24 protein-coding genes are annotated in these 24994 nt (G+C 62.7%); 12 read left to right on the plus strand and 12 right to left on the minus strand.

Features of this window, described 5'->3' with window-relative positions; translation table 11 throughout:
* Nucleotides 1–45: 45 nt before the first annotated feature.
* Both rlmD and cysM read right to left on the minus strand, forming a co-directional pair.
* Nucleotides 46–1416 carry a 23S rRNA (uracil(1939)-C(5))-methyltransferase RlmD gene (gene rlmD / locus ACMTA2_RS25040; protein ID WP_413792219.1) on the minus strand — a complete coding sequence of 457 codons (1371 nt, stop codon included), beginning with the start codon at nucleotides 1414–1416 and terminating at the stop codon, nucleotides 46–48.
* Nucleotides 1416–2318 carry a cysteine synthase CysM gene (gene cysM / locus ACMTA2_RS25045; protein ID WP_413792220.1) on the minus strand — a complete coding sequence of 301 codons (903 nt, stop codon included), beginning with the start codon at nucleotides 2316–2318 and terminating at the stop codon, nucleotides 1416–1418. The genes rlmD and cysM overlap by 1 nt, the downstream gene beginning before the upstream one ends.
* Before the next feature lie 341 nt (nucleotides 2319–2659).
* Between cysM and ACMTA2_RS25050 the strand changes: the two genes are divergently transcribed.
* From ACMTA2_RS25050 to ACMTA2_RS25065, 4 genes are all read left to right on the plus strand, one after another.
* The gene (locus ACMTA2_RS25050; protein ID WP_413792221.1) at nucleotides 2660–5410 is read left to right on the plus strand and encodes a response regulator; all 2751 of its coding nucleotides are present in this window, start codon (nucleotides 2660–2662) and stop codon (nucleotides 5408–5410) included.
* A 66-nt stretch (nucleotides 5411–5476) separates the two neighbouring features.
* Nucleotides 5477–6466, plus strand: a complete 990-nt coding sequence (locus tag ACMTA2_RS25055) for a 2-hydroxyacid dehydrogenase (protein ID WP_413792222.1) — start codon at nucleotides 5477–5479, stop codon at nucleotides 6464–6466.
* Nucleotides 6467–6582: 116 nt separating this feature from the next.
* Complete coding sequence (locus tag ACMTA2_RS25060; protein WP_413792223.1) at nucleotides 6583–7017, plus strand: hypothetical protein; 435 nt, start codon at nucleotides 6583–6585, stop codon at nucleotides 7015–7017.
* A complete protein-coding gene (locus tag ACMTA2_RS25065; RefSeq protein WP_413792224.1) occupies nucleotides 7017–7421 on the plus strand; it encodes an META domain-containing protein in 405 nt (134 codons plus the stop codon). The genes ACMTA2_RS25060 and ACMTA2_RS25065 overlap by 1 nt, the downstream gene beginning before the upstream one ends.
* Nucleotides 7422–7499: 78 nt before the next feature.
* Here the strand turns inward: ACMTA2_RS25065 and ACMTA2_RS25070 are convergent, their stop codons facing one another.
* A complete protein-coding gene (locus ACMTA2_RS25070) occupies nucleotides 7500–7967 on the minus strand; it encodes a TlpA disulfide reductase family protein (RefSeq protein WP_413792225.1) in 468 nt (155 codons plus the stop codon).
* 115 nt (nucleotides 7968–8082) lie between these two features.
* Between ACMTA2_RS25070 and arsC the strand changes: the two genes are divergently transcribed.
* Genes arsC through ACMTA2_RS25085 form a run of 3 tightly spaced genes read left to right on the plus strand, consistent with a single transcriptional unit; the run spans nucleotide 8083 to nucleotide 9456 of the window.
* Nucleotides 8083–8436, plus strand: a complete 354-nt coding sequence (arsC, locus tag ACMTA2_RS25075; protein WP_413792226.1) for an arsenate reductase (glutaredoxin) — start codon at nucleotides 8083–8085, stop codon at nucleotides 8434–8436.
* Complete coding sequence (gene wrbA, locus ACMTA2_RS25080) at nucleotides 8433–9038, plus strand: NAD(P)H:quinone oxidoreductase (RefSeq protein WP_413792227.1); 606 nt, start codon at nucleotides 8433–8435, stop codon at nucleotides 9036–9038. Before arsC ends, wrbA begins: the two co-directional genes overlap by 4 nt.
* Nucleotides 9031–9456 carry a DUF2069 domain-containing protein gene (locus tag ACMTA2_RS25085; protein WP_413792228.1) on the plus strand — a complete coding sequence of 142 codons (426 nt, stop codon included), beginning with the start codon at nucleotides 9031–9033 and terminating at the stop codon, nucleotides 9454–9456. Before wrbA ends, ACMTA2_RS25085 begins: the two co-directional genes overlap by 8 nt.
* A 168-nt stretch (nucleotides 9457–9624) precedes the next feature.
* On the opposite strand, the gene ACMTA2_RS25090 is transcribed toward ACMTA2_RS25085, so the two are convergent.
* Both ACMTA2_RS25090 and ttcA read right to left on the minus strand, forming a co-directional pair.
* Nucleotides 9625–10299: a DNA-3-methyladenine glycosylase I gene (locus tag ACMTA2_RS25090; protein WP_413792229.1), complete on the minus strand. Its 675-nt coding sequence runs from the start codon at nucleotides 10297–10299 to the stop codon at nucleotides 9625–9627.
* Between the two features lie 66 nt (nucleotides 10300–10365).
* Entirely contained in the window at nucleotides 10366–11190 is an 825-nt protein-coding gene (gene ttcA, locus ACMTA2_RS25095) for a tRNA 2-thiocytidine(32) synthetase TtcA (RefSeq protein WP_063324743.1), read from the minus strand.
* A gap of 425 nt (nucleotides 11191–11615) precedes the next feature.
* Between ttcA and ACMTA2_RS25100 the strand changes: the two genes are divergently transcribed.
* Both ACMTA2_RS25100 and ACMTA2_RS25105 read left to right on the plus strand, forming a co-directional pair.
* Nucleotides 11616–12218 (plus strand): Yip1 family protein, encoded by a 603-nt coding sequence (locus tag ACMTA2_RS25100; RefSeq protein WP_039591896.1) that lies wholly within the window; start codon nucleotides 11616–11618, stop codon nucleotides 12216–12218.
* A 148-nt stretch (nucleotides 12219–12366) separates the two neighbouring features.
* Entirely contained in the window at nucleotides 12367–12861 is a 495-nt protein-coding gene (locus tag ACMTA2_RS25105; RefSeq protein WP_413792230.1) for a SprT family zinc-dependent metalloprotease, read from the plus strand.
* A 118-nt stretch (nucleotides 12862–12979) separates the two neighbouring features.
* Here ACMTA2_RS25105 and ACMTA2_RS25110 read toward each other — a convergent pair whose 3' ends face one another.
* Together ACMTA2_RS25110 and ACMTA2_RS25115 are read right to left on the minus strand one after the other, a co-directional pair.
* A complete protein-coding gene (locus ACMTA2_RS25110; RefSeq protein ID WP_413792231.1) occupies nucleotides 12980–14161 on the minus strand; it encodes a CaiB/BaiF CoA transferase family protein in 1182 nt (393 codons plus the stop codon).
* Nucleotides 14162–14373: 212 nt separating this feature from the next.
* Complete coding sequence (locus ACMTA2_RS25115; protein ID WP_413792232.1) at nucleotides 14374–15702, minus strand: dicarboxylate/amino acid:cation symporter; 1329 nt, start codon at nucleotides 15700–15702, stop codon at nucleotides 14374–14376.
* Nucleotides 15703–16036: 334 nt separating this feature from the next.
* Between ACMTA2_RS25115 and ACMTA2_RS25120 the strand changes: the two genes are divergently transcribed.
* A complete protein-coding gene (locus ACMTA2_RS25120; RefSeq protein WP_413792233.1) occupies nucleotides 16037–17035 on the plus strand; it encodes an AraC family transcriptional regulator in 999 nt (332 codons plus the stop codon).
* A gap of 143 nt (nucleotides 17036–17178) precedes the next feature.
* On the opposite strand, the gene ACMTA2_RS25125 is transcribed toward ACMTA2_RS25120, so the two are convergent.
* The 3 genes from ACMTA2_RS25125 to ACMTA2_RS25135 all read right to left on the minus strand — a co-directional run bounded on the left by ACMTA2_RS25125 (nucleotide 17179) and on the right by ACMTA2_RS25135 (nucleotide 19904).
* Nucleotides 17179–18525, minus strand: a complete 1347-nt coding sequence (locus tag ACMTA2_RS25125) for an ATP-binding protein (protein WP_413792234.1) — start codon at nucleotides 18523–18525, stop codon at nucleotides 17179–17181.
* On the minus strand, nucleotides 18522–19199 hold the full coding sequence (locus ACMTA2_RS25130) for a response regulator (protein ID WP_413792235.1): 678 nt from the start codon (nucleotides 19197–19199) through the stop codon (nucleotides 18522–18524). The genes ACMTA2_RS25125 and ACMTA2_RS25130 overlap by 4 nt, the downstream gene beginning before the upstream one ends.
* A gap of 105 nt (nucleotides 19200–19304) precedes the next feature.
* A complete protein-coding gene (locus ACMTA2_RS25135; RefSeq protein ID WP_413792236.1) occupies nucleotides 19305–19904 on the minus strand; it encodes a hypothetical protein in 600 nt (199 codons plus the stop codon).
* 144 nt (nucleotides 19905–20048) lie between these two features.
* Here ACMTA2_RS25135 and ACMTA2_RS25140 point away from each other — a divergent pair, with 144 nt between their 5' ends.
* Together ACMTA2_RS25140 and ACMTA2_RS25145 are read left to right on the plus strand one after the other, a co-directional pair.
* The gene (locus ACMTA2_RS25140) at nucleotides 20049–20840 is read left to right on the plus strand and encodes a dienelactone hydrolase family protein (protein WP_413792237.1); all 792 of its coding nucleotides are present in this window, start codon (nucleotides 20049–20051) and stop codon (nucleotides 20838–20840) included.
* A gap of 264 nt (nucleotides 20841–21104) precedes the next feature.
* Nucleotides 21105–21830, plus strand: a complete 726-nt coding sequence (locus tag ACMTA2_RS25145; RefSeq protein ID WP_413792238.1) for a 4'-phosphopantetheinyl transferase family protein — start codon at nucleotides 21105–21107, stop codon at nucleotides 21828–21830.
* Between the two features lie 115 nt (nucleotides 21831–21945).
* Here the strand turns inward: ACMTA2_RS25145 and ACMTA2_RS25150 are convergent, their stop codons facing one another.
* On the minus strand, nucleotides 21946–23556 hold the full coding sequence (locus ACMTA2_RS25150; RefSeq protein WP_413792239.1) for an ATP-binding protein: 1611 nt from the start codon (nucleotides 23554–23556) through the stop codon (nucleotides 21946–21948).
* On the minus strand, nucleotides 23553–24275 hold the full coding sequence (locus ACMTA2_RS25155; RefSeq protein WP_413792240.1) for a response regulator: 723 nt from the start codon (nucleotides 24273–24275) through the stop codon (nucleotides 23553–23555). Before ACMTA2_RS25155 ends, ACMTA2_RS25150 begins: the two co-directional genes overlap by 4 nt.
* Nucleotides 24276–24994: the final 719 nt, after the last annotated feature.

Consider the following 24994-nt stretch of genomic DNA (forward strand, 5'->3'; position numbering starts at 1 on the left):
TGCCCGTGTTTACGCCCAGGGCTGTGGCGGGTTGGCACGAACGGGTCAGTCGGACAAGCCATCCTGGCTCGCTTCAAATAACGCCATGGCCTCGACATGCGCCGTTTGAGGAAACATATCGAGAATCCCGGCACGTTTTAACCGGTAGCCCTGCTTGATCAGTTCGACCGTATCCCGGGCCAAAGTTGCCGGGTTGCACGATACATAGACCAATCGTTTGGCCCCCAGGGACGACAGCTTGCGCACCACCTCGAAAGCACCGTCACGGGGTGGGTCCAAGAGTACCGCAGAAAAGCCTTCGCCGAGCCATTCGGCATCGGCCAGAGGCTGGGATAAATCGGCCTGAAAAAAGGCAGTGTTATTCAAATTGTTGCTGACGGCATTGGCCGCCGCACGGTCCACCATGGCTTGCACGCCTTCGACGGCCACCACCTGGCGCACGCTTTTGGCCAGCGGCAAGGCAAAGTTGCCCAGGCCGCAGAACAGGTCCAGCACCCGTTCCTCGGGCTGCGGCGCCAGCCATTGCAGAGCCTGGGCAATCATCGCCTCGTTGACCCCGGCGTTCACCTGGATGAAATCCCCGGGCCGGTACGCCAGCTCAAGTTCCCAGGCATCCAGGCGAAACCCCAGGGCCTGTCCGGGCTCGACCGGTTGCGGCTCACCTGCACCGTGCAGCCACAACTGGGCTTCGTGAAACGCACAAAAATCCTTGAGGATCGTCAGGTCGGCCTCCGACAACGGCGCCATGTGGCGCAGCAACACCGCGAGGGACGAACCGGCGAACAACTCCACATGCCCCAGCGCCTGGGGTTTACTCAAGCGCCGAAGCATCTCCGGCAGGCGGCTCATGATCGGCTGCAAGGGCTGTACCAGCACCGGGCAATCACCGATGGCGACGATGTCCTGGCTGCCGACGGCGCGGAAACCGACTTCGAGTTTTTTCGCTTTCTGGTCCCAGCGCACTGCCACCCGGGCGCGACGCCGATAACCGAACTCCGGCCCACTCAACGGCGCGGCCCATTCATCGGGCTCGACCCCGGCCACCCGCGACAGTTGCTCGGCGAGCATGCGCTGTTTCAGGGCGAGTTGTTCGTCATGGGGCAAATGTTGAACGCTGCAACCGCCGCAGCGACCAGCATGGATGCACGGCGCCGCACGTCGCAGTTCACTGGGCAGGAACACGCGCTCGGTACGCGCCTCGACCACTTTGCCATGGGCACCGAGCACCCGCGCCTCGACGTCTTCGCCGGCCAGGGCGCCGATGACAAACCAGGTCCGGCCATCGACAAACGCAATGCCCCGGCCATCGTTGGCCAGGCGCTCAATGGTCAAGCGCTGCTTTTTACCGGTGGGCACTTGCGGGGCCCGGCTTCCGCCGCTGGGCTGGAAGCGCAAGCCTCTTTCTTGCCTGGCCATCAGTTGGGCGCGTCGAAAATGCCGGTCGACAGGTAACGGTCGCCACGGTCACAGATGATCGCGACGATCACCGCATTCTCCACTTCCTTGGACAAGCGCAGCATCCCCGCCACGGCACCGCCCGAAGACACGCCGCAGAAGATGCCTTCTTCGCGCGCCAGGCGACGGGTCACGTCCTCAGCTTCGCTCTGGGCCATGTCGATGATGCGGTCCACGCGCTCGGCCTGGTAGATCTTCGGCAGATACTCCTCGGGCCAGCGACGGATGCCGGGGATGGCCGAGCCTTCCATCGGTTGCAGGCCGATGATCTGCACGTTCGGGTTCTGTTCCTTCAGATAGCGCGAGGTGCCCATGATGGTGCCGGTGGTGCCCATCGAACTGACGAAATGGGTGATCGTGCCGTCGGTCTGGCGCCAGATCTCAGGACCGGTGGTGGTGTAGTGCGCTTCGGGATTGTCGCCGTTGGCGAACTGATCCAACACCTTGCCACGTCCTTCGGCCTGCATGCGCTCGGCCAGGTCCCGGGCGCCTTCCATGCCCTCCTCCTGCGTCACCAGGATCAACTCGGCACCGTAGGCCGTCATCGCTGCCTTGCGCTCGGCGCTGGAGTTGTCGGGCATGATCAGGATCATCTTGTAGCCCTTGATCGCCGCCGCCATCGCCAGGGCAATACCGGTGTTGCCGGACGTCGCCTCGATCAGCGTATCGCCAGGCTGGATCTGCCCGCGCAATTCGCCACGGGTGATCATCGACAGCGCCGGCCGGTCCTTGACCGAACCCGCCGGGTTATTCCCTTCGAGCTTGAGCAAAAGCGTATTGGTGGTGTCGCCGGGCAAGCGCTGCAAGCGGACCAGCGGAGTGTTGCCGACGCAATCGGCGATGGTGGGGTACTGCAGAGTCATGGCGTATTCGCAATCCGGACTGCGGGGGTGCCTATCATACCGGCAAACCCGGCGCGGCCATATCACGCAAAGTGTGGTGGTTATGGCTTATGGGAATAAGCGAGGCGAAAGCCGAGGGCGCCGCTGTGGCGAGAGCGCTTGCTCGTGCCGGGCCGCGCAGCAGTCTCAAGGCTCTCCTGGACGCCACCGCCACCTATCGCCGTGGGCAGGTGCCCACGGCACAAATGCACGGCTGGCACGATTTTACGAAGATCCCCCGCCCGCAAATCGCTACACTGCGCAGGTAATGCGTGCCGGATGCGCGCACCGCTCAATCAGACCGCTGGATGCAGGAGACAAGTGTGCTCAAGAAACTGGGAATCAAAGGCCGCGTGCTGTTGCTGACCCTGTTGCCGACCAGCCTGATGGCGCTGGTCCTGGGCGGTTATTTCACCTGGATGCAGCAATCGGACCTGCACGCCCAGTTGCTGCAACGGGGCGAGATGATCGCCGAGCAACTGGCCCCGCTGGTCGCCCCGGCCATGAGCCGCCAGGACACCGATCTGCTGGAGCGTATTGCCACCCAGTCCCTCGAGCAAGCGGACGTACGTGCCGTAACCTTCCTCGCCCCCGATCGCGCGCCGCTGGCCCACGCCGGCCCGACCATGCTCAACCGGGCACCGGAGGGCAACAGTGCGCAGTTGCTGCAACGCACCGGTAACGACGCCACGCGCTACCTGCTGCCGGTATTCGGCAAGCACCGCAATTTGGCGGGCGAACTGATTCCCGAAGAAGCCCACCGCCTGCTGGGCTGGGTCGAGCTGGAGTTATCCCACAGCGGCATGTTGTTGCGCGGTTATCGCAGCCTGTTCGCCAGCCTGCTGCTGATCGCCGCCGGCCTGTGCCTGACCGCGCTGCTGGCCCTGCGCATGGGCCGCACAATCAACCGCCCGCTGAGCCAGATCAAGCAAGCCGTGGCGCAACTCAAGGACGGCCACCTGGAAACCCGCCTGCCACCGCTGGGCAGCCAGGAGCTGGACGAACTGGCCTCGGGCATCAATCGCATGGCCAGTACCTTGCAGAACGCCCAGGAAGAATTGCAGCACAGCATCGACCAGGCCACCGAAGACGTACGCCAGAACCTGGAAACCATCGAGATCCAGAACATCGAGCTGGACCTGGCCCGCAAGGAAGCCCTGGAAGCGAGCCGGATCAAATCCGAGTTCCTGGCGAACATGAGCCATGAAATCCGCACGCCGCTCAACGGCATCCTCGGTTTTACCCACCTGCTGCAAAAGAGCGAACTGACTCCGCGCCAGCTCGACTACCTGGGCACCATCGAAAAGTCCGCCGACAGCCTGCTGGGGATCATCAACGAGATCCTCGACTTTTCGAAGATCGAGGCCGGCAAGCTGGTGCTCGACAACATTCCGTTCAACCTGCGGGACCTGCTGCAGGACACCCTGACCATCCTGGCCCCCGCTGCCCACGCCAAGCAGTTGGAACTGGTGAGCCTGGTCTACCGGGATACCCCGCTGTCGCTGGTGGGCGATCCACTGCGCCTCAAGCAGATCCTCACCAACCTGGTGAGCAACGCCATCAAGTTCACCCGCGAGGGCACCATCGTCGCCCGGGCCATGCTCGAAGACGAGCACGAAGACAGCGTGCAATTGCGCATCAGCGTCCAGGACACCGGCATCGGCCTGTCCAGCCAGGACGTGCGGGCGCTGTTCCAGGCATTCAGCCAGGCCGACAACTCGCTGTCGCGGCAGCCGGGTGGCACGGGTCTGGGGCTGGTGATTTCCAAACGCCTGGTGGAGCAGATGGGCGGCGAGATCGGCGTCGACAGCACACCAGGCGAAGGCTCGGAGTTCTGGATCAGCCTGCGCCTGCCCAAGACCCGCGACGATGCCGAGGACCTGCCTGGGCCGCCGTTGCTGGGCCGACGCGTGGCGGTGCTGGAGAACCACGAACTGGCCCGCCAGGCCTTGCAGCACCAGCTCGAAGACTGCGGCCTGCAAGTGACGCCGTTCATCACCCTGGAGAGCCTGACCAACGGCATTACCGTCGCCCACCAGACCGACCAGGCAATCGACCTGGCCGTGCTGGGCATCACCAGTAACGACATGCCGCCGGAGCGCCTCAACCAGCATATCTGGGACCTTGAGCACCTGGGCTGCAAAGTGCTCGTGCTGTGCCCTACCACCGAACAGACCCTGTACCACCTCTCGGTGCCCAACCCCCACAGTCAGTTGCAGGCCAAGCCAGCCTGCACCCGCAAGTTGCGCCGCTCGCTGTCCGACCTGGTCAACCCACGCCCGACCCGCAGCGAACCCAGCGAACCGGTTTCCAGCCGCGCCCCGAAAGTGCTGTGCGTGGACGACAACCCGGCCAACCTGTTGCTGGTGCAGACCCTGCTCGAAGACATGGGCGCCAAGGTACTGGCGGTGGAAAGCGGCTATGCGGCGGTCAAGGCCGTGCAGAAGGAAACCTTCGACCTGGTGTTGATGGACGTGCAGATGCCTGGCATGGACGGTCGCCAGAGCACCGAGGCGATCCGCCAGTGGGAAAGCGAGCGCCACTGCACGCCACTGCCCATCGTCGCCCTCACCGCCCACGCCATGGCCAACGAAAAGCGCGCCCTGCTGCAAAGCGGCATGGACGACTACCTGACCAAACCCATCAGCGAACGGCAACTGGCCCAAGTGGTGCTCAAATGGACCGGCCTGGCGCTGCGCAACCAATCGCCGGAGCGCAACAGCGATGCCCTGGGTGGCGGCGAACTGCTGGTGCTCGATCACGAAGAAGGCTTGCGCCTGGCCGCCGGCAAGGCTGACCTGGCGGCAGACATGCTGGCGATGCTGCTGGCGTCCCTGGAAGCCGACCGCGAAGCGATCCGCCAAGCCAACGAGGCCAACGATCACAACGCCCTGATCGAACGGGTCCACCGCCTGCACGGCGCCACCCGCTACTGCGGCGTGCCGCAATTGCGGGCGGCCTGCCAGCGCAGCGAAACCCTGCTCAAGCAACAGGACCCCAAGGCTGCCATCGCCCTGGAAGAATTGGAGCGCGCCATCAACCGCCTGGCCAGCGAGGCGCGCATCAGCGCCTGATCCAGGGCAATGGCTGCACAGCCGATCACGATTAAGCTGAGTCCATCCCAGTGCCAGGAGGCCGCCATGCGCGTGATCTTTTTCAGCAGCCAAACCTACGACCGCGACAGTTTCACCCAAGCCCCCGTGCCTGCGGGCCTTCAATTGCAGTTCCAGCCCGCCCGCCTGAACCTGGACACCGTGGCCCTGGCCGAACGGCATGAAGGGGTCTGTGCGTTCATCAACGATGACCTGAGCGCCCCGGTGCTGGAACAGCTGGCCGCAGGCGGCACGCGGCTGATCGCCCTGCGTTCGGCCGGCTACAACCATGTCGACCTGCCTGCCGCCAAGCGCCTGGGCTTGAGCATCGTCCGGGTCCCGGCCTATTCGCCCCATGCCGTGGCCGAACATGCCGTGGCGTTGATCATGGCCCTCAATCGCTGCCTGCATCGCGCCTACAACCGCACCCGGGACGGCAACTTCAGCCTCCATGGGTTGACCGGGTTCGATCTGGTGGGCAAGACCGTCGGGGTGATCGGCACCGGGCAGATCGGCGCTACGTTCGCGCGGATCATGGCCGGTTTCGGCTGCCAACTGCTGGCCTACGACCCCTACCCCAACCCACAGGTCGAAGCCTTGGGCGCCCGCTACGTGTCCTTGAACGAACTGCTGGCGCACGCGCAGATCATCAGTCTGCATTGCCCGCTGAACGAACAGAGCCGACACCTGATCAACCCCCGAACGCTGGCCGCCATGCAACGCGGCGCCATGCTGATCAATACCGGGCGCGGCGGTCTGGTGGACACACCGGCCTTGATCGAGGCGTTGAAAAGCGGTCAGTTGGGCTACCTGGGGCTGGACGTGTACGAGGAAGAGGCGCAGTTGTTTTTCAAGGACCGCTCCGACTTGCCTCTGCAGGATGACGTGCTGGCACGGCTGTTGACCTTCCCCAACGTGATCGTCACCGCCCACCAGGCGTTCCTGACCCACGAAGCCTTGGCGGCGATTGCCATGACCACCCTGGACAACATCGCCGCCTGGGCGGCCGGCACGCCACAAAACCTGGTAGATGGCTGACCTGCTCTATCAGCCAACACATAACTCCCACAGGATGGAGTTTCGTCGGCAAGACTCGTGGTTGCCCATCCCCAGCCATGCCCCGTGCTAGCATGTCGCGCCTATTTGGAGGACCCATGGCCGAACACGATTTCCGCTACACCCTGATGAACCCGCAGCACACCTTGACCGAAGTCCGTGCCCTGGCGCCGGGCCGCTACCAGGTCACCGGCAATGGCGGTTCGATCCAGGCCAACGATGTGTTGCTCGTCACGCTCAAGGGCAGCACGGACTTGTCCATGCGCCTGACCGTAGATACCGTGCGGCACCTGCTCAAGCCCATGGGCCAATGGACGGCCATGACCACCGGCCCGGTGTTCGGCGAGCTGGCGATCCATACCTGGCAGGTCAACTGCGACGGTTGCGCCAAGGCACTGAGCTTCGAATTCGCCGTCGATGCCAAGCTCGGCGTCAAGGCCCAGAAACCGGCGGCCAGCGCCCGCATCGCCGAGTTGGGCTGGACCACCCAGGGTGAAAAGCACCTCTGCCCGACATGCCAGGAAGCCGCCTGATGAAACGTTTGGCCCTGTCCGCGTCGATCGGCATGAGCCTGATGGGGTGTGCCGCTGAACCTGTGCAGTTGCAACATAACCGCAGCTATATCCTGGAATGGATCGGCGAACGGCCTTTGATGGACTATAGCCACCTGACCATCACCCTTGGGGACGACGGCCGGGCCTATGGCAACGGCGGCTGCAACCACTGGTTCGCGCCCTATACCCTGGAAGGCCACAGTTTGAGCTTCGGCAAGATCGGCAGCACCCGCAAGCTCTGCGCCCCGGCCGTGATGGAGCAGGAAATGCGCTTCTTGCAGGCCCTGGAAAAGGTCGAACGCTGGGACATCTCGCCCATCGAGCAGATGCGCTTCTGGCCCGCCCAGGGCAAGCCGCTGCGCTGGTGGCTGGAAGAAGGCTGATACCTCAAGGGAAAGATCCTGAATCTGGCATGGATCCCCTCGCCACACAGCCTCCTACAACAGTCCCGTCACAGCGCGTTACTTCAACGCCTGCAGCGCCTCAAGCTTGGCCATCACCCCCGCCGCCGTCTGTTCACCCAGCAACTGCTCGCGGACCTTGCCCTGGTTATCGATGATATAGGTCACCGGCAATCCTTCGCTGCGCGGGAGGTCGAAGAGCTCGGCCGGATCCCGGGCCAGCACCGTGAAGCGAATCCCCATCTTGTCGCTGGCACTCTTGAGTTCTTCGCCCTGGACCTGATCAAAGTTGACCCCGAACACACCGACGTTGCGCCCCTTGAGCTGTTCGGCCAAGGCATTGAATTCCGGGATTTCGGTGCGGCACGGTGCGCACCATTCCGCCCAGTAGTTGAGCACCAGCCATTGTTCGTCCAGCCGCTGCGAGGCGATGGCCTGGCCGTTCTGGTCCACCCCGTAGTCGTTTCCACAGCCGGCAAGCAACAAGCTTCCCATCAATGCCAGTGCCGCTATCAATCGCCTTGCCATGTGCCAATCCTTGTCTGAATGTGAACGCTGCCGCGCGCCATTGCCTCTCTCAAGATGCCGGGCGCCTCGCGGCACAGTAGAATAGCCGCCACCTTACGCAAGATGCGACCCGCTCATGACCGATCTGACGCTTTATCACAACCCGCGCTGCTCGAAATCCCGCGGTGCGCTGGAACTGTTGGAGGCCCGCGGCCTGACGCCCACCGTGGTCCGCTACCTGGAGACCCCCCTCGACGCCGCGCAACTGGAACGCCTGCTGGGCAAGCTCGGCCTCAGCGCCCGGCAGTTGCTGCGCACCGGTGAGGATGAATACAAGGACTTGAACCTGGCCGACGAAAGCCTGAGCCAGGCCCAGTTGATCGCAGCCATCGCCGCGCACCCGAAACTCATGGAACGGCCGATTCTGGAAACCGGTGAAAAGGCCGTGATCGGTCGTCCGCCGGAAAAGATCCTGGAGATCCTGCCGTGAGCACACCGTACATCCTGGTGCTGTATTACAGCCGCAGCGGCTCCACCAACGAAATGGCCCGGCAGATCGCCCGCGGTGTCGAGCAGGCCGGGTTGGAAGCCCGCCTGCGCACGGTGCCGGCGATTTCCACCGAGTGCGAAGCGGTTTCCCCGGACATCCCCGAACAAGGCCCGCTCTACGCCAGCCTCGATGACCTGAAGAACTGCGCCGGCCTGGCCTTGGGCAGCCCGACCCGGTTCGGCAACATGGCTGCGCCGCTCAAATACTTTCTCGACGGCACCAGCAACCTGTGGCTGACCGGCGCACTGGTGGGCAAGCCAGCCGGGGTCTTCACCTCCACGGCAAGCCTGCACGGCGGCCAGGAAACCACCCTGCTGTCGATGATGCTGCCACTGTTGCACCACGGCATGCTGATCACCGGCCTGCCCTACAGCGAGTCGGCCCTGATCGACACCCAGGGCGGCGGTACGCCCTACGGCCCTAGCCATCACGCCGGCGCCGACGGTAAAAGCGGCTTGAACGAACATGAAGTCGCCCTGTGTCGCGCCTTGGGTTCGCGCCTGGCGAAAACCGCCCTGCTGCTGGAGAACGGCCGTGGCTAAGAAGCCCAAGATCCTGCCTTCCATCCAATGGCTCGAACCGCGCGTACGCCTCGCCCGCGTCCTTAGCCTGCTGTGTTTTTTTGGCCTGGTGGGGTTGCTCAGCGCCTACTACTTGCTGATCGCCGACCTGCACGGCGCGCGCCCCTGGGTGATCCTGCTGATCGAACTGGTGCCGCTGCTGATACTCGCACCCGGCATGCTCAGCGGCAGCGCCCGCGGACACTCGTGGATGTGCTTCGTGGTGAACCTGTATTTCATCAAGGGCGCGCTGGCGGCCTATGACCCGAACCGGCAGCTGTTCGGCGTACTGGAAATGGCGGCGAGCGTGGCAGTGTTCTGCTCGGCCCTGCTGTATGTGCGCTGGCGGTTTCAGTTGAATCGGCGGCTGGCGGGCGAAGGCGAGGTCTCCGTCGCCTGATAGGCCGCCATCGCGAGCAAGCTCGCTCCCACATGAGGTCTTGTGGTGTTCACAAATCCCCTGTGGGAGAGGCCGCCATCGCGAGCAGGCTCGCCCCCACATGAGGTCTTGTGGTGTTCACAAATCCCCTGTGGGAGCGAGCTTGCTCGCGATGGGCGCGACGCGGTCTCAATGATTGACGGTGAACGCCAGCATCATCGAAATCTGGCTCATCGGCCGCCCACCGCTCTGTTCATGCCACTGGTTGAAGGCGTTCTGCACCGTCGCCAGGTCCCGCAGGCTGGTGGGGACTTTGTCGATGATGTCCTGGGCATTGAGCGCGGCCACCACGTCATAGCTGGGCACGAAGGTGTCCTTGCCCATCATCCGCAAGAAACGTGGCGCCGACAGGCCGCCCAACTGATGGCCGTGCTTTTTCAGGTAGGTCCACAAACCAACGATGTCGGTCACCGGCCAGTCGGCGACCAGCGCGCCGAAGCTGCCCTTCTCATGGGCCACGTCCACTATCAATTGCGCATTGCGCGGCACGCTCTTGAGCTTGCCCAGGTGGCGGATGATCCGCGCATCCTGCATCAGCCGCTCCAGGTGCTCGGCGCTCATCAGCACGACTTTCTCCGGGTCGAACTTGAAGAACACCTCTTCGAAGGCCGGCCACTTGGCGTCCACCAGGCTGTGCTTGAGCCCGGCGCGGAACACCCGTAGCGCCATGGTCGAGAGGTAGCGGTCGTCGCTGATCTTGCGCAGTTGCGCCGGGGTCTTGGGAACAGGCAGATGGGCTTCCAGTTCCGCCGCCGAACCGAAGCGATTCAGACAATACTCATGCAGCCACTTGTAATCGCGCATGCCCTCTCCTGGTTCAAGAAATGAAAACGGCGCCCGCGAGCGCCGTGAATAAAGCGCTTGGAAGCGTCAGAGGTTCACCACATTGACGAACCGCGGCGTGGCGTTTTCGTCGATGCGCAGGTTGGTGAAGTCAAACAGGTTGCGGTCCGCCAGTTGCGACGGGATGACATTCTGCAAACCGCGGAAAATGCTCTCGGTACGGCCCGGGGTCTTGCGTTCCCACTCCTGGAGCATCTCCTTGACCACCTGGCGCTGCAGGTTTTCCTGGGAGCCGCACAGGTTGCAGGGGATGATCGGGAACTGCTTGAAATCCGAATAGGCTTGGATGTCTTTCTCGCTGCAATAGGCCAGCGGGCGGATCACCACGTTGCGCCCGTCATCGGCTCGCAGCTTGGGCGGCATGGCCTTGAGCGAGCCGTTGTAGAACATGTTCAGGAAGAAGGTCTCGACGATGTCATCGCGGTGGTGCCCCAGGGCCATCTTGGTCGCCCCGATCTCGTCGGCGAAGGTGTAGAGCGTACCGCGACGCAGGCGCGAGCACAGCGAACAGGTGGTCTTGCCTTCTGGAATCAGTTCCTTGACCACCGAATAGGTATCTTTCTCGACGATGTGGTATTCCACACCCAGCGACTCGAGGTAGGCCGGCAGCACATGCTCGGGGAACCCGGGCTGCTTCTGGTCCATGTTCACCGCGACGATGTCGAACTTGATCGGCGCAACCTTCTGCAGATGCATCAGCACATCGAGCAAGGTGTAGCTGTCCTTGCCGCCGGACAGGCAGACCATGACCTTGTCGCCGTCTTCGATCATGTTGAAATCGGCGACCGCCTCACCGGCCAGGCGGCGCAGACGCTTTTGCAGTTTGTTCTGGTTGACCGTAAGAGTGCCCATGACGCGAAATCCGTGAGGTGTGACGAAAGGCCGGCATTTTACGCAAAAAACCTGCTCCGGGCGAAGGCTCGTGACGGACGCCATTGTGGCGAGGGGATTTATCCCCGTTGGGCGCTAAGCGCCCCCAACCCGCTGGCCCCTGCAATATTTCAAACCTGACGAAGGGGCCGCTGCGCGGCCCAACGGGGATAAATCCCCTCGCCACAGGTCAGATCCCTGGCCTCCCGCAATGCATACAGACCTATCGGCGATTAACCCGCCAACCGACAGCGCGATTTGCTCTAAGCCCCCCATCCCCCTCGGAGTAACTCCTTTCTATACTGCGACATAAGGTCGCACACATATCCAGACCTTTACTTACTTGGCCTTTTGGCCCGTAGGCGCTCCGTTGGGGGGCGATGGCAATAACAAAGGAGTGACTGACTATGATCCATCATGTCGTGGGGCTCTTTACCCACCCTGATCAAGAATGGAAAGAAATCCGTGGCGATCAGGAGGAAAGCATCAGCCACATGTACCTCACCCACACGCTGATCCTGGCGGCCATTCCCGCGGTTTCGGCATTCATCGGCACCACGCAGGTGGGATGGGTCATCGGCAATCGTCCACCGGTCATGCTCACTCAGGAAAGTGCGCTGTGGATGACCATCATGTCGTACCTGGCCATGTTGGGCGGCGTGGCGGTCATGGGTGCCTTCATCCACTGGATGGCTCGCACCTACGACGCCAATCCAAGCCTGGCCCGTTGCGTTGCGTTCGCCACCTACACCGCTACACCCTTGTTCATCGGCGGCCTGGCGGCGCTCTACCCGCACATGTGGCTGGGGATGATCGTCGGCACGGCGGCGATCTGCTACACGGTCTACCTGCTGTATGTGGGCCTGCCCACGTTCATGAACATTCCCCAGGACGAAGGCTTTCTGTTTTCCAGTTCAGTACTCGCCGTCGGCCTGGTGGTGCTGGTGGCCATCATGGCGTTCACGGTAATCGTCTGGGGGCTGGGCGTCGGCCCGGTCTATACCAACTGAAGTAGTGCCCTCCTATAAAAAAGCAGGATCTGCCGACACAGGCCGCCGCAAGGCGGCCTTCCTGTGCTTGAAACGACCACTGGGCGCCTGGACGATTCGCAACGGCCGACGCTTGCGGCATACTCGGGCTTCTGGAGACCCGTAAAGCATGCTCGAGCAACTCAATACCCGCGTCGAAGAGTGTTACCAACAAGCCGAGTCCTTTTTCAAGCGTCCTTTCAAACGCCCGGTGGTCAGCTTCAAATTGCGTGGCCAGAAGGCCGGTGTCGCGCACTTGCATGAGAACCTGCTGCGCTTCAATCCACAGTTGTACCGTGAAAACGCCGAAGATTTCCTCAAGCAGACCGTCGCCCACGAAGTCGCGCACCTGATCGCCCACCAACTGTTTGGCGAACGCATCCAGCCCCACGGCGAAGAATGGCAACTGATCATGCGCGGGGTGTACGAACTACCGCCCAACCGTTGCCATACCTACGAAATCAAACGCCGCAGCGTGACCCGCTACATCTACAAGTGCCCTTGCGAAGGCAGCGACTTCCCGTTCTCGGCCCAGCGCCACAGCCTGGTGCGCCAGGGACGGCGGTATTTGTGCCGTCGCTGTCGCGGGACGTTGGTGTTCAGTGGTGAGATGCGGGTGGAGTAACAGGCTTTATGGGGTCTGGGATGGCCCCTTCGCGAGCAAGCCCGCTCCCACAGGGATTTGTTAACGCCCAAGATCCAGTGTGGGAGCGAGCTTGCTCGCGAAGAGGCCCTAAAGGGCACTACAAGATCACCTTGGCATCCCGCAATTGAGCGATCCGCTGCGCACTGAACCCCAACTCCCCCAACACCTGATCCGTATGGGCCCCCAGCGCCGCGCCAATATGCCGAGGTTCGGGCAACCCCTCGGAAAACTTTAACGGACAGGCCATCTGCGCCTGGCTCGAACCATCGCCCCGAGGCACTTGAGTCACCACGTCCCGGGCCTGTAATTGCGGATGCCGGACCGCTTCTTCCAAGCTCAACACCGGTTCCACACACGCATCGATCCCTGCAAACACGCTGCACAGCTCGGCAAAATCATGCTTCTCGAACTCGGTTTGCAATGCCTGCTTGAGCAGGCGTTGTTGCTCAGGCTTGGGCGACACCCCCTGGGCCGCCAGTTCCGGCCGCCCCAAGGCCGCGCACAGCGCCTGCATGAAGGCCGGCTCCAGGCTGCCCACCGACATCCAACGACCATCGCGGGTGCGGTAATAGTCATAGAAGCTACCGCCGTTGAGCATCTGGTTCTCCCAGCCCGGTGCCACACCGCAGGCCAGGAAACCGGCGCCAGCCATGGCGTTGAGGCTGAACACACAGTCGGTCATGCTCACGTCCAAGTGCTGACCCTGCCCAGTCTGTTGACGGGCGATGACGGCCGCCAGCAGTCCGATCACCCCGTGCAGCGAACCGCCGGCGATGTCCGCCGCCTGGATGCCCAGCGGCAACGGCCCGCTGCCGGCACGACCGGTGTGGCTGGCCAGCCCCGCCAGGGCCAGGTAGTTGATGTCGTGACCGGCACGGTCCTTATAAGGCCCACTCTGGCCGTAGCCGGTGATCGACACGTAGATCAGCCGCGGGTTGATGGCTTTCAAGGCCTCGTAGCCCAGGCCCAGCCGCTCCATCACGCCGGGGCGGAACTGTTCTAGCAGGATGTCGTGGTCCCCCAACAACTGCGTGACCACCTCCAACGCTTCCGGCTGCTTGAGGTCCAGGGCCAGGCTGCGTTTGTTGCGGTTGAGGTAGGCATGGCTGGCGGATATGCCCTGGTCGTGGGGCGGCAGCACCCGCAGCAAGTCCTGACGGGTCGGCGACTCGATGCGCAGCACCTCGGCCCCCATGTCCGCCAGCAACAGCGAGGCGAACGGGCCAGGCAGCAGGGTCGAGAAGTCCAGAACCTTGAGCGATGCCAGTGGACCTTGCATGGGCGATCTCCGGGAGGGTGATGGCTGAAGACTAGGCAGGGTCTGGCGGTGGGGCAATTACCGTATTCGTCACGTTGAATGACGATTGTGCTCAAGGAAGCCAATGTAGAGGCAAGGTCGACGGGAGCCTGCTCCCACCGGGTTCAACCACGGTGAAAAATGACCGCCATAAAAAAACCCGCCGAAGCGGGTTTTTCATTGCAGCCTGAAGATTACTTCGCTGGCACGGTTTCAGCCGTTGCAACCACGTCGTCTTCTTCACGAACGTCGGAGATACCGCGGCCACCGGAAGCCAGCTCGGTCTGCAACTGGTCTTCGTCCAGTTCCTTGACCCACTTGGCAACCACGATCGTGGCGACGGCGTTGCCCACCAGGTTGGTCAGGGCACGGGCTTCGGACATGAAGCGGTCGATCCCCAGGATCAGTGCCAGGCCGGCCACCGGCAAGGTGCCCACGGCCGACAGGGTGGCCGCCAGTACGATGAAGCCGCTACCGGTCACGCCAGCCGCACCTTTGGACGACAACAACAGCACCAGCAGCAGGGTGATCTGGTGAGTCAGGTCCATCGGGGTGTCGGTGGCCTGTGCGATGAACACCGCAGCCATGGTCAGGTAGATCGAAGTACCGTCGAGGTTGAACGAGTAGCCCGTCGGGATGACCAGGCCTACGACCGACTTCTTGGCACCCAGGCGCTCCATCTTGATCAGCATGCGAGGCAGGGCCGATTCCGAGGAGGAAGTACCCAGCACAATCAGCAGTTCTTCACGGATGTAGCGGATCAGCTTGACGACACTGAAGCCGTGGGCGCGGCAGATGGCACCCAGTACCACCAGTACGAACACCACACAGGTGATGTAGAAGCAGATCATCAGCTGGCCCAGTTGTACCAGCGAACCGACACCGTAGGCGCCGATGGTGAACGCCATGGCACCGAACGCACCGATAGGCGCCAGCTTCATGATCATGTTGATGATGATGAACATGACATGGGCGAAGCGATCGATGAAGTCCAGCACCGGCTTGCCGTAGGAACCCAGGCGATGCAAAGCGAAACCGAAGAGCACCGAGAACATCAGCACTTGCAGGATGTCGCCGTTGGCGAACGCACCCACGATGGTGTTCGGGATCACGTTGAGGATGAAGGCAATGATGCTCTGGTCTTTACCGGCACTGATGAAACCGGCGATCTTGCTGGTGTCCAGGGTCGACACGTCGATGTGCATGCCGGCGCCCGGTTGCACGACGTTGACCACGACCAGGCCGATCAGCAGGGCGATGGTGGAAACGATTTCGAAGTACAGCAGCGCGTAGCCGCCAGTCTTGCCCACCGACTTCATGTTCTGCATGCCGCCGATACCACTGACGACCGTACAGAAAATGATGGGGGCAATGACCATTTTGATCAGTTTGATGAACCCGTCGCCGAATGGCTTGAGGGCAACACCGGTCTGCGGGTAGAAGTGACCGAGCAAAATGCCGATGGCAATGGCTACGATCACCTGGAAATACAGGGATTTGTACAGTGGCTGACGAGTCGTCATGGCAAACCTTCCTCAAGAGTCCCGCATGACGACATCCACCTGTCGTCCACGGCACCTCAATTGCGAACCCTCCTGCACTGGAGGGATTTGTTTTTTTCGGCTGCACGCGGCAGACCTGCTGGCTCTATCGCAAGCCCCGTGCCATTTTTTTGAAAAGCCCTGCAACCCCCATAACAGAAGGGTTCGTGGATTCATCCGGGCTTAAACAGGACGGTCAAAGATGGCGGATTTCCGCCCGCAGGTTGTTTACCGCTCCGGGATTTGGCGGATATCCGCCTTGTCCAACCTCGCCCCCCTGCTACCATTCGTCCGCTTAACGGACGGATTTTCTGCCATGCGCCAACGCACGATTGCCAGCCACTTCGCCCGCGCAGCCCTGGGCGGCGCGCGTCGGCAAGGCTTCGACTATTTGCCTTTGCTGCAACAGCTGGGCATCAGCCCCGAGTTGCTGGATGAGCCGCGAGCGCGGATTGCGCCAGAGCAGTTCGCCCGCCTGTTGCAGGCCCTATGGCTGGCAATGGAGGACGAATACCTGGGGTTCGGCCGGGCGGCGAGTAAACCCGGGACGTTTGCCATGATGTGTCACGCACTGATCCACTGTCGGACCTTGGGCAAGGCCCTTCAGCGCGGCTTGCTGTTCTACAGCTTGTTCCCCGACGCCCCGCGCCTGACGCTGGAAACCGAAGACGAACGCGTACGGCTGGTGCTGGACGATTCGACACTGTGGGACCCGGATCACTTCCTGACCGAAAGCCTGCTGGTGGTCTGGCATCGCCTCGCCAGTTGGCTGATCGGCCAGCGCATCGGCCTGGAGCAGGTGGCCTTCGGCTACGCCAGGCCCGCCCACGGGGCCGAATACGACTTATTGTTCCCCTACCCGCGGGTGTTCGACGCACCCGCCAGCAGCCTGTTGTTCCACCGACGCTACCTGGACATGCCGCTGCTGCAGGATGAACGCACCCTCAAGCATTTCCTCGAACACTCCCCCGCCGACCTGTTGTCGCGCCCGGACGATGGCCATAGCCTGAGCAGCCAACTGCGCCGCCTGCTCAGCCGCGACACGGCACGCTGGCCCGACCTGGACACCGTTGCCGCCCATTTGCACATCAGCCCGCAGACCCTGCGCAGGCACCTGCGGGAAGAAGGCACCAGCTTCCAGGAACTCAAGGATCAGCTACGGCGGGATATCGCCATCTACCATTTGGGGCGTGCGGACCTGTCGTTGCAACAGATTGCCGAGCAGTTGGGTTTCTCCGAACCATCGGCGTTTCACCGGGCGTTCAAGAAGTGGACGGGGCTGACGCCGGGGGCTTACAGGGAGTTGGAGAGCTGACTTCCTGATTGTTTTTTGTGTCGTGCTGACGGGCCTCATCGCAAGCGAGCTCACTCCCACAGGGGATTTGTGAGCGCCGAAAATCCAATGTGGTAGCGAGCTTGCTCGCGATGAGGCCCGCAAACACACCGAAAACATCCCAGTCAAACCACCGGAAAATGAATCCGGAAAGTCGCCCCGCCCAGTTCTGAATCCCCCAGGGCCAGCCGGGCGCCATAGCTTTCGATGATGTCCTTGACCACCGCCAGGCCAATGCCCTGCCCCGGATGCTGGCGATCCAGGCGCTCGCCCCGCTGGAGAATCCGCGCACGCTGGTCGGGGGGCACGCCCGGCCCGTCATCCTCGACAGTCAACTCCGTGCCACCCAGGGTCTGGTGCACGCTGACGCGCACCTCGCCCAGGCACAATCGATAGGCGTTCTCCAGCAGGTTACCGAGCATCTCCAACAAGGCGCCCTGTTCGATCGGCACCTGGCAGTGCTCCGGCAGATCGAAACTGACCGTGACCCGCTTGTCGCGATAGACCTTGTCCAAGGTGTCGCACAGGCTTTGCAGCACCGGGCGCACGCGCACCTGATGGCGCACCAGCCCGCTCTTGCGCAGGCTGGCGCGCTGCAACTGGTAGCCGATCTGCTGGCTCATGCGCTCGATCTGGGTTTGCAGGACCCAGGCCTGGCCACGGTCCTCGGGGCGCCGGGCCATGTCTTCGCTGACGCCCTGCAACACCGCCAGCGGGGTTTTCAGGCTGTGGGCCAGGTCATCGAGGGAGTCGCGATAACGGCTGCGCTGCTCCCGCTCGCTGTGGAGCAAGCGGTTGAGGGAACCGGTCAGGCGCAACAGTTCCCGAGGGTGCTCGGCACTGAGGCTTTCCCGGGCTCCGCTTTCGATTTCGTCCAGTTCCTGGCTCAGGCGCCGCAACGCTCGCAGGCCCCAGGTCAGGCCGATCCACAACAGGGCCAGCAACACCGCCAGGGCCGCGCCAAAGCCCAGGTAGAGATTGTCCCGCAGCCCTTGCAAGGTCACTTCGTAGTCGCGCACCGGTTGCAGGGTGACGATGCTGAACGCCGCACTCTGGCCACCGAGCAGCTTGACCTCGACGTCGTAGACAAAAAACTCCTGGCCGTTGTTCTCGCGGATGCGGGCGAACTGGTTGCCCTGGCCGTCATAGCGCGGCGTGTAGTTGATGTTCTCTTCCTGGGTAGCCTTCGACCGCCAGACCAGGCGCCCCTCGCGATCATAGATGTAGCCCAGCAGGCGGGCATCGGCGAGGTTGAAACGTTCATCGGGCAACTGCGCTGGCATCTTCAAGCGGTTGTTTTCCACCCGGGCGGCGGAAATCAGCGTGGTCACGTCCGAGGCCAGGCGTTGCTCGATGGATTCCTGCAACGCGAGGCTGAACGCACCTTGCATGGCCGGCAACAAGGCCAGCATGAACAGCACCGCCAGGGTCATCGCGGCCAGCATCAGCCGCAGCCGAAGCGAACGGATCACTGGCAGCGCTCGTTGAACAGATAACCCAAGCCCCGCACGGTGTCGATGGGCTTGAAGCCGGCCGGGGCTTCCAGTTTACGGCGCAGGCGCCCTACCAGCACTTCGATGACATTGGGATCGCGCTCGCCGTCATCGGGGTAAAGCTGCTCCATCAAGCGGTCCTTGGCCACCACCTGCTGGTGATGGCGCATCAGGTACTCCAGGATGCGGTATTCGTAGGCCGTCAACGCCAGCGGTTCCTCGCCGAGGGACGCCTGCTTGCGGTTGAGGTCCAGCAGCAACGGGCCGGCGACGATGGTCGATTGGGTGAAACCGCTGGAGCGGCGCAACAGGGCGTTCAACCGGGCCTCCAGCTCTTCGAACTGAAACGGCTTGACCACGTAGTCGTCGGCACCGGCAGCCAGGCCTTCGACCTTGTCCTGCCAGTTGCCGCGTGCGGTCAGGATCAGGATCGGAAACGTCTTGTCCTGGGCGCGCAGCCGACGAATCAACTCCAGCCCGCTGATGCCGGGCAGGCCCAGATCGATCACCGCCAGGTCATGGTTGAATTCCCGGGTCTGGTACAAGGCCTCTTCGGCGTTGGCCACGGCCTGCACCACATGGCCGCTGTCGGCCAGCCGGGTTTGCAGGTGATGACGCAACAGCGCTTCATCTTCGACGACCAGTAACTTCATGGAGCCTCTCCCCAGGCAAATCAGACAATCCAGCGCGACGCACTTCGACGAAAGGCGCCGGATCGGCTTCGACCGATCCGGCTGGATACACTCATCCTCGCCCGCTTAGAACGTGTAGTTGGCGGACAGGTAGGTCTGGGCGCTGCTGGTCAGGTCCAGCGAGCCGACCTTGTCGCCACCGTGCGGGCTCATCTCGGTGCTGGCGTTGCTGCGCAGGTAACGGTAACCCAGTTCAACCGAGGTGTTCTGCGAAATTTGTTGCAGCACGCCGCCCTGCAGACCCACTGCGTAGCCAATGTCGCTGTCGCGACTGAAGCCAGGCGAATCCTGGGTCAACTTGGTCAGGCCCACCGTGCCGCCGCCGAACAGTTTGGTGCTGCTGGTGACGGGATAGAACACATCGTAGCTGCCCAGCAGGTTTTCCTGGCGCAGCTTGATGCCGTTGTGGGTGCCCGAAACGTTGTCGTAGGTGGCGTAGTAGCGGCCCTGGTCGTTCTGCTTGCCCAGCCGCAGGCCATACGTGGTGTCCTTGCCGATGATGCCGTCGGCGTTCGGGTTGTTCAGGGCGCTGTCCAAGGCATCGGATTTCTTCACCTTGTCGCTGGTCTGGCCCAGGGTCAGGCTGGCGAAGTTGTCATCGGCGTGAGCCATGGCGGTGGCGCCCAGCACGGTAAAAGCCAACAGCAGTTTTTTCATAGCAGTCATGGTCAAGCTCCTTTGCAGCGTGGATGTTTCGTGAAGTCGCCGTCACCTTAACCAGCGGTCCCTGAACACCCCTTGAACGTTCTCTGAACCTGCGCTGAATGAATCGGCTAATCTGTGCGAACCACTTTTATAAGGAGATCCGTCATGCGCAGGCTGCTTGCTGTTGTACTTCTGGCCATGAGCGGTGTGAGCCACGCCGCCATCCAGACCCAGGAGATCCCCTACACCAGTGCCGACGGCACCCAGTTGATGGGTTATTACGCTTTTGACGACGCCGTCAAAGGCCCGCGCCCTGGCGTGGTGGTGGTGCATGAATGGTGGGGGCTGAACGATTACGCCAAGCGCCGCGCCCGTGACCTTGCGGGCCTGGGCTACAGCGCCCTGGCCATCGACATGTACGGTGGCGGCAAGAACACCGAGCATCCCAAGGACGCCATGGCCTTCATGCAGGCAGCACTCAAGGACAGCGCGGCGGCCAGTGCCCGCTTCCAGGCCGGTCTCGACCTGCTGAAAAAACAGCCCCAGACCGATCCCGACAAACTGGCCGCCATCGGTTACTGCTTCGGCGGCAAGGTGGTGCTCGATGCAGCGCGCCAGGGCGTGCCGCTGGCCGGTGTGGTGAGTTTCCACGGTGCGCTGGTGACCAACACGCCGGCCACGCCCGGCAGCGTCAAGGCCAAGGTGCTGGTCGAGCATGGCGCCCAGGACAGCATGGTCACCCAGGACAACGTCACCGCGTTCAAGAGCGAGATGGACAAGGCCGGTGCCGACTATGAATTCGTCAGCCTCGACGGCGCCAAGCACGGCTTCAGCAACCCTGACGCCGACCGCCTGAGCCACGGCGAACATGGCGGGCCGGACATTGGCTACAACAAGGCGGCCGACGAAAAGTCGTGGGCGGATATGCAGGCGTTCTTCAAAAAGATCTTTGACTGACGCCTAACCTGTGGCGAGGGGATTTATCCCCGTTGGGGCGCGAAGCGGCCCTGAATCTGACACGCCATGTATCAGATGCATCGCTGTTGTTGGGGCGGCTTCGCAGCCCAGCGGGGATAAATCCCCTCGCCACAACAGTGTTCGCAACGCTAACCCGCATCAGACCAGGGGGAGCAAGCTCCCTCGCCACCAAAAGCCCTCTCCTTCTATCCATGAAGCGCACCCCACTACCCAGCCTCCCACCAACCCGGCAAAATGCCCGACATGAACAGACTCCCCGCCCTGCCCGCCTGTTGCTCGCCACTGGATGAGCACTGGTTATTACCCGACGCCCTGGCCGATACGGTGCTGCTGAGCACCTGCTTCGACCCGTTGTTGCTGGTGGGGGCCGACTTCCCCAACAGCGCCATCGAGCCGCCGGCGAGCATCCAGCGTTCGGTGGCCAAGCGCCAGGCAGAGTTCCTGGCCGGGCGGATCTGCGCCCGGGCCGCCTTGCAGCGACTCGACGGCCTGGCCTGCGTGCCGGCCATCGGCGAAGACCGCGCCCCGGTGTGGCCGGCTCATATCAGCGGCTCGATCACCCACAGCACGGGCCGGGCAGCGGCCATCGTCGCGAAAAAAGCTCACTGGCAAGGCTTGGGCATGGACGTGGAAAACCTGCTCGACCCCGAACGCGCCGAGCGCCTGGCCGGTGAAATCCTCACCCCACCCGAGCTGCTGCGCATGGCCACCCTCGCCCACGATGACCGGGCCCTGCTGGTGACCCTGACGTTTTCGGTGAAGGAAAGCCTGTTCAAGGCGCTGTACCCCATTGTCGGGCAACGCTTCTATTTCGAGCACGCCGAAGTGCTGGACTGGACACACGACGGGCAGGTGCGGCTGCGGCTGTTGACGGACCTGTCGGCCGAGTGGCGCCATGGCAGTGAGCTGCAGGCGCAGTTTGGGGTGAAGGATGGGCAGCTATTGAGCCTGGTGGGGATCAGGACCTGAGGGTTTTGGTGTCTGGGAGGGCCTCATCGCGAGCAAGCTCGCTCCCACATGGGAATACGTTCAACCTGTGGGAGCGAGCTTGCTCGCGATGAGGCCGGCATAGCCACCGCATCTCTCAAGACCTGTCCTGATGCCTCGGCCAACTCAAACTGAAGCACGCCCCGCCCAGGCTTTTGCTCTTGCCGATCAGCGCCCGACCGTCATGCCAGTGGATGATCCGCCGCACGATCGACAACCCCAACCCATGCCCACCCGAAGCACGGGCGCGGCTATCGTCCAGGCGCAGGAACGGCTTGAAGATGCGCTCCCACGCCGCTTCCGGCACGCCGGGCCCGTCGTCCTCCACGTCCACCCGACAGCGCAACTGGCCCACCTGGTAACTGACCGTGACCTTGGAACTGGCGTGGCGCATGGCATTGCTCACCAGATTCTGCAAGGCGCGATGTAAAAAGCGCGGCTCGGCCTCGACCCAGGCACCATCGCAATCGGCGGCCGACAGGCAAAGACCGCGCTCGACCGTGATCCCGGCCCGCAACGGCCCCAGTTCATCGATCACTTGGTTGACCAGCGCATCCAGATCCACCCGCTGGAAATTCAAGGCCGGTGAACCTTGTTCCAACCGCGCGTAGGTGAGCATCTCGTCCACCAGCCGATCCAGGTCTTCGATATCATGGTCCATGCCCGACAGGTATTTGTCCCGGGCCTGGGGCGTGGTGGCGCTGCCGAGCATTTCCAGGCCAAAACGCAGGCGCGCCACCGGAGTGCGCAATTCGTGGGACACCGCCCGCACCAGCTCACGCTGGATCGCCAACAGTTGCTGCAAGTGCTCGGCCATGCCGTTGAACGCCGCGGCCAGACGTCCGACCGAGTCGGCGCCTCGGGCCGGCACCCGGGTCTCCAGGCTGCCCTGGGCGATCTGGGTCGCGGCCGACTCCAAACCACGCAAGCGCCGCTCCAGCTGACGCACTAACAGGTAGACGATCAAGCCGATCAGGCTCAACCCCAGCGCCGCGATCAGCACCAGCCATTGGGGCGGATAAGGGTTCATCTGGTACAGCGGGCCGATCTCCAGCACCCACGGCGTACCGACCATGCCGGCGAAGACCCGGATGGAGTCGCCGCCCTTGCCCAATGCCATCACCGTATCGCCCTCGGACACGCGACGGCGCTGGTCTTCGTCCATATCGGCCTGCTCGGCGGTCATGAGCCGCAGGTCGAAACCAAACCCTTTTTCCTGCGCCAGTTGCGCCAGCCGCTTGGGTTGTTCGGCCACCGGGTAACGCACCAGTTCGTCGGCCAACAGGTAAATGGTCGCGCGGGCCAGTTGCTCGCTGATCTGCTGGACTTCCCCCACCAACATCAATTGCTCGGCATCGTTGACCAGCCGATAGACTTTTGCCGCGTGGGGACCGGTCTGCTCGACCAACGCCTGGCCGCGCAGTACGCGGGTGCGCTGGCTGAGGTCGAGGTCGGTCTGGGCGAAGGTCTGCAACGCCAGGGGAATACCCAGCAGGCGCTCCCACACCAGTAGCGCCCGGCGACGCTCGGTGTCGTTCATCGGCCGCAGATTGTCGGCCATCAACGAAAACGTGCCGTGGGCCAGGCGCTCTCGGTATTGCTCGCTGCGGGTCTGGTTGAGCAGGTGCAGGGCCAGTACGCCGAGGACCGCCACCAGCACCAGCGCCGCACACATGCCGCCATAGATGCGCAGGAAGATCGAATTCACGGCGCCAGGTCTACGCAAGCTTCGGGAACGAACAGGTAGCCTTTGCTGCGGATGGTCTTGATCAGCCGTGGATGGTCCGGGTCGTCGCCGATCTTGGGGCGGATGCGGGAAATGCGCACGTCGATGGAACGGTCCTGGCCGTCATAACCGATGCCGCGCAGGGCAGTGAAGATTTCTTCCCGGGACAGGATGCGCCCGGCATTGGATACCAGCAGCCAGAGCAGGTCGAATTCGGCGCTGGTCAGCTCGATGCCGTTGCCCTGCAACCAGGCTTCGCGCAGGGCGTCATCGACCACCAGCGGGCCGAATTGCAGGCGTCGCGGCTTTTGCGCCGCGCTCGGTTCCGGTTCGCTGCGCCGCAGCAGGGCCTGGATGCGCGCCAATAGCAAGCGCGGGCGAACCGGTTTGCAGACGTAATCATCGGCGCCCAGGTCCAGGCCCTGGATCTGATCGGTGTCATCGGTGCGGGCGGTGAGCATCAGGATCGGCCCGTCATACTGCTCGCGCACCTTGCGGCAGATGCTCAGGCCGTCTTCGCCGGGCAGCATCAGGTCGAGGACCACCAGGTCCGGCTGTTCGGCAATGATCCGCGCGGCCGCCACCGCGCCGTCGCCTTCGATGGCGACACGCAACCCGTTGCTTTCGAGGTACTCACGGGTCAGCTCGGCCAGACGCTGGTCATCCTCGACGATCAATACCTGCCAGGCTTCTTGTTCCACTGGGGGACCTTTTGGCTGATTAGCTAAATAAGGAGAGGCGTGTCACCAGTATCACTGACAAGCACGAACCCTGTGGGAGCGAGCTTGCTCGCGATGGCGGTGTGTCTGTCAGCCTCCATGCCGCTGCTCCGACGCTATCGCGAGCAGCCCGCTCCCACAAGGTTGGGTCCTGCGCCTCCCCGTCTTTTTGTCATGTTGAAGGAGGATAAACGTACCCATGCACCGGCCGATTGTATAAACGTCGCCTGCGCAGAAAACAAGCCATCAAATGCGTTTCGGTCAGGTGGGTTTTATGTGGTAACGTCCGCGCCCGCAAAAACCTTCAGGCTGTTTTCGGATCGTCAAAACCGATTAAAAAAGGTCCACTCCAGCTAGGTCGCGGCCTACAGAGCAGTTCCACGTTTCGCACACAAATTACGCACAGGCTTATCCACAGGTAGTACGTTGCATACCCCCCGAAAACGCATTATCTTGTAGCCCGTCGCGTAAAAAACCCTACATGTAGGGTTTTAGGCCAAAAACCAAACACAAGTCGGACAGAGAATTCAAGCGCTTTTCTTGCTTCTGGCCAACTGGAACATCGCATTTCCCCAAGCCCAGACCGCCCCTGCGGATGGCAGCTGTTTCAAGGTCGAAAACGACCGAAACGGTACGGGTGTTGCAGTCAATTGCTGCCACCCCGCAACCGGGTTTCGAGCCTCGCTCGCGACCTGAGAACT

This window comes from Pseudomonas medicaginis (assembly GCF_965119365.1).
Taxonomy (GTDB): Bacteria; Pseudomonadota; Gammaproteobacteria; order Pseudomonadales; family Pseudomonadaceae; genus Aquipseudomonas.

Excerpts from the sequence above, each read along its gene's own strand:
- ACMTA2_RS25130 (WP_413792235.1), bottom strand. The coding sequence starts at position 19,199 with ATGAAGTTACTGGTCGTCGAAGATGAAGCGCTGTTGCGTCATCACCTG.
- ACMTA2_RS25135 (WP_413792236.1), bottom strand. The coding sequence starts at position 19,904 with ATGACTGCTATGAAAAAACTGCTGTTGGCTTTTACCGTGCTGGGCGCC.
- ACMTA2_RS25090 (WP_413792229.1), bottom strand. The coding sequence starts at position 10,299 with ATGCGCGATTACAAGTGGCTGCATGAGTATTGTCTGAATCGCTTCGGT.
- ttcA (WP_063324743.1), bottom strand. The coding sequence starts at position 11,190 with ATGGGCACTCTTACGGTCAACCAGAACAAACTGCAAAAGCGTCTGCGC.
- rlmD (WP_413792219.1), bottom strand. The coding sequence starts at position 1,416 with ATGGCCAGGCAAGAAAGAGGCTTGCGCTTCCAGCCCAGCGGCGGAAGC.
- ACMTA2_RS25065 (WP_413792224.1), top strand. The coding sequence starts at position 7,017 with ATGAAACGTTTGGCCCTGTCCGCGTCGATCGGCATGAGCCTGATGGGG.
- ACMTA2_RS25060 (WP_413792223.1), top strand. The coding sequence starts at position 6,583 with ATGGCCGAACACGATTTCCGCTACACCCTGATGAACCCGCAGCACACC.
- cysM (WP_413792220.1), bottom strand. The coding sequence starts at position 2,318 with ATGACTCTGCAGTACCCCACCATCGCCGATTGCGTCGGCAACACTCCG.
- ACMTA2_RS25100 (WP_039591896.1), top strand. The coding sequence starts at position 11,616 with ATGATCCATCATGTCGTGGGGCTCTTTACCCACCCTGATCAAGAATGG.
- ACMTA2_RS25145 (WP_413792238.1), top strand. The coding sequence starts at position 21,105 with ATGAACAGACTCCCCGCCCTGCCCGCCTGTTGCTCGCCACTGGATGAG.
- ACMTA2_RS25140 (WP_413792237.1), top strand. The coding sequence starts at position 20,049 with ATGCGCAGGCTGCTTGCTGTTGTACTTCTGGCCATGAGCGGTGTGAGC.
- ACMTA2_RS25055 (WP_413792222.1), top strand. The coding sequence starts at position 5,477 with ATGCGCGTGATCTTTTTCAGCAGCCAAACCTACGACCGCGACAGTTTC.
- ACMTA2_RS25105 (WP_413792230.1), top strand. The coding sequence starts at position 12,367 with ATGCTCGAGCAACTCAATACCCGCGTCGAAGAGTGTTACCAACAAGCC.
- ACMTA2_RS25120 (WP_413792233.1), top strand. The coding sequence starts at position 16,037 with ATGCGCCAACGCACGATTGCCAGCCACTTCGCCCGCGCAGCCCTGGGC.
- ACMTA2_RS25070 (WP_413792225.1), bottom strand. The coding sequence starts at position 7,967 with ATGGCAAGGCGATTGATAGCGGCACTGGCATTGATGGGAAGCTTGTTG.
- ACMTA2_RS25110 (WP_413792231.1), bottom strand. The coding sequence starts at position 14,161 with ATGCAAGGTCCACTGGCATCGCTCAAGGTTCTGGACTTCTCGACCCTG.
- ACMTA2_RS25115 (WP_413792232.1), bottom strand. The coding sequence starts at position 15,702 with ATGACGACTCGTCAGCCACTGTACAAATCCCTGTATTTCCAGGTGATC.
- arsC (WP_413792226.1), top strand. The coding sequence starts at position 8,083 with ATGACCGATCTGACGCTTTATCACAACCCGCGCTGCTCGAAATCCCGC.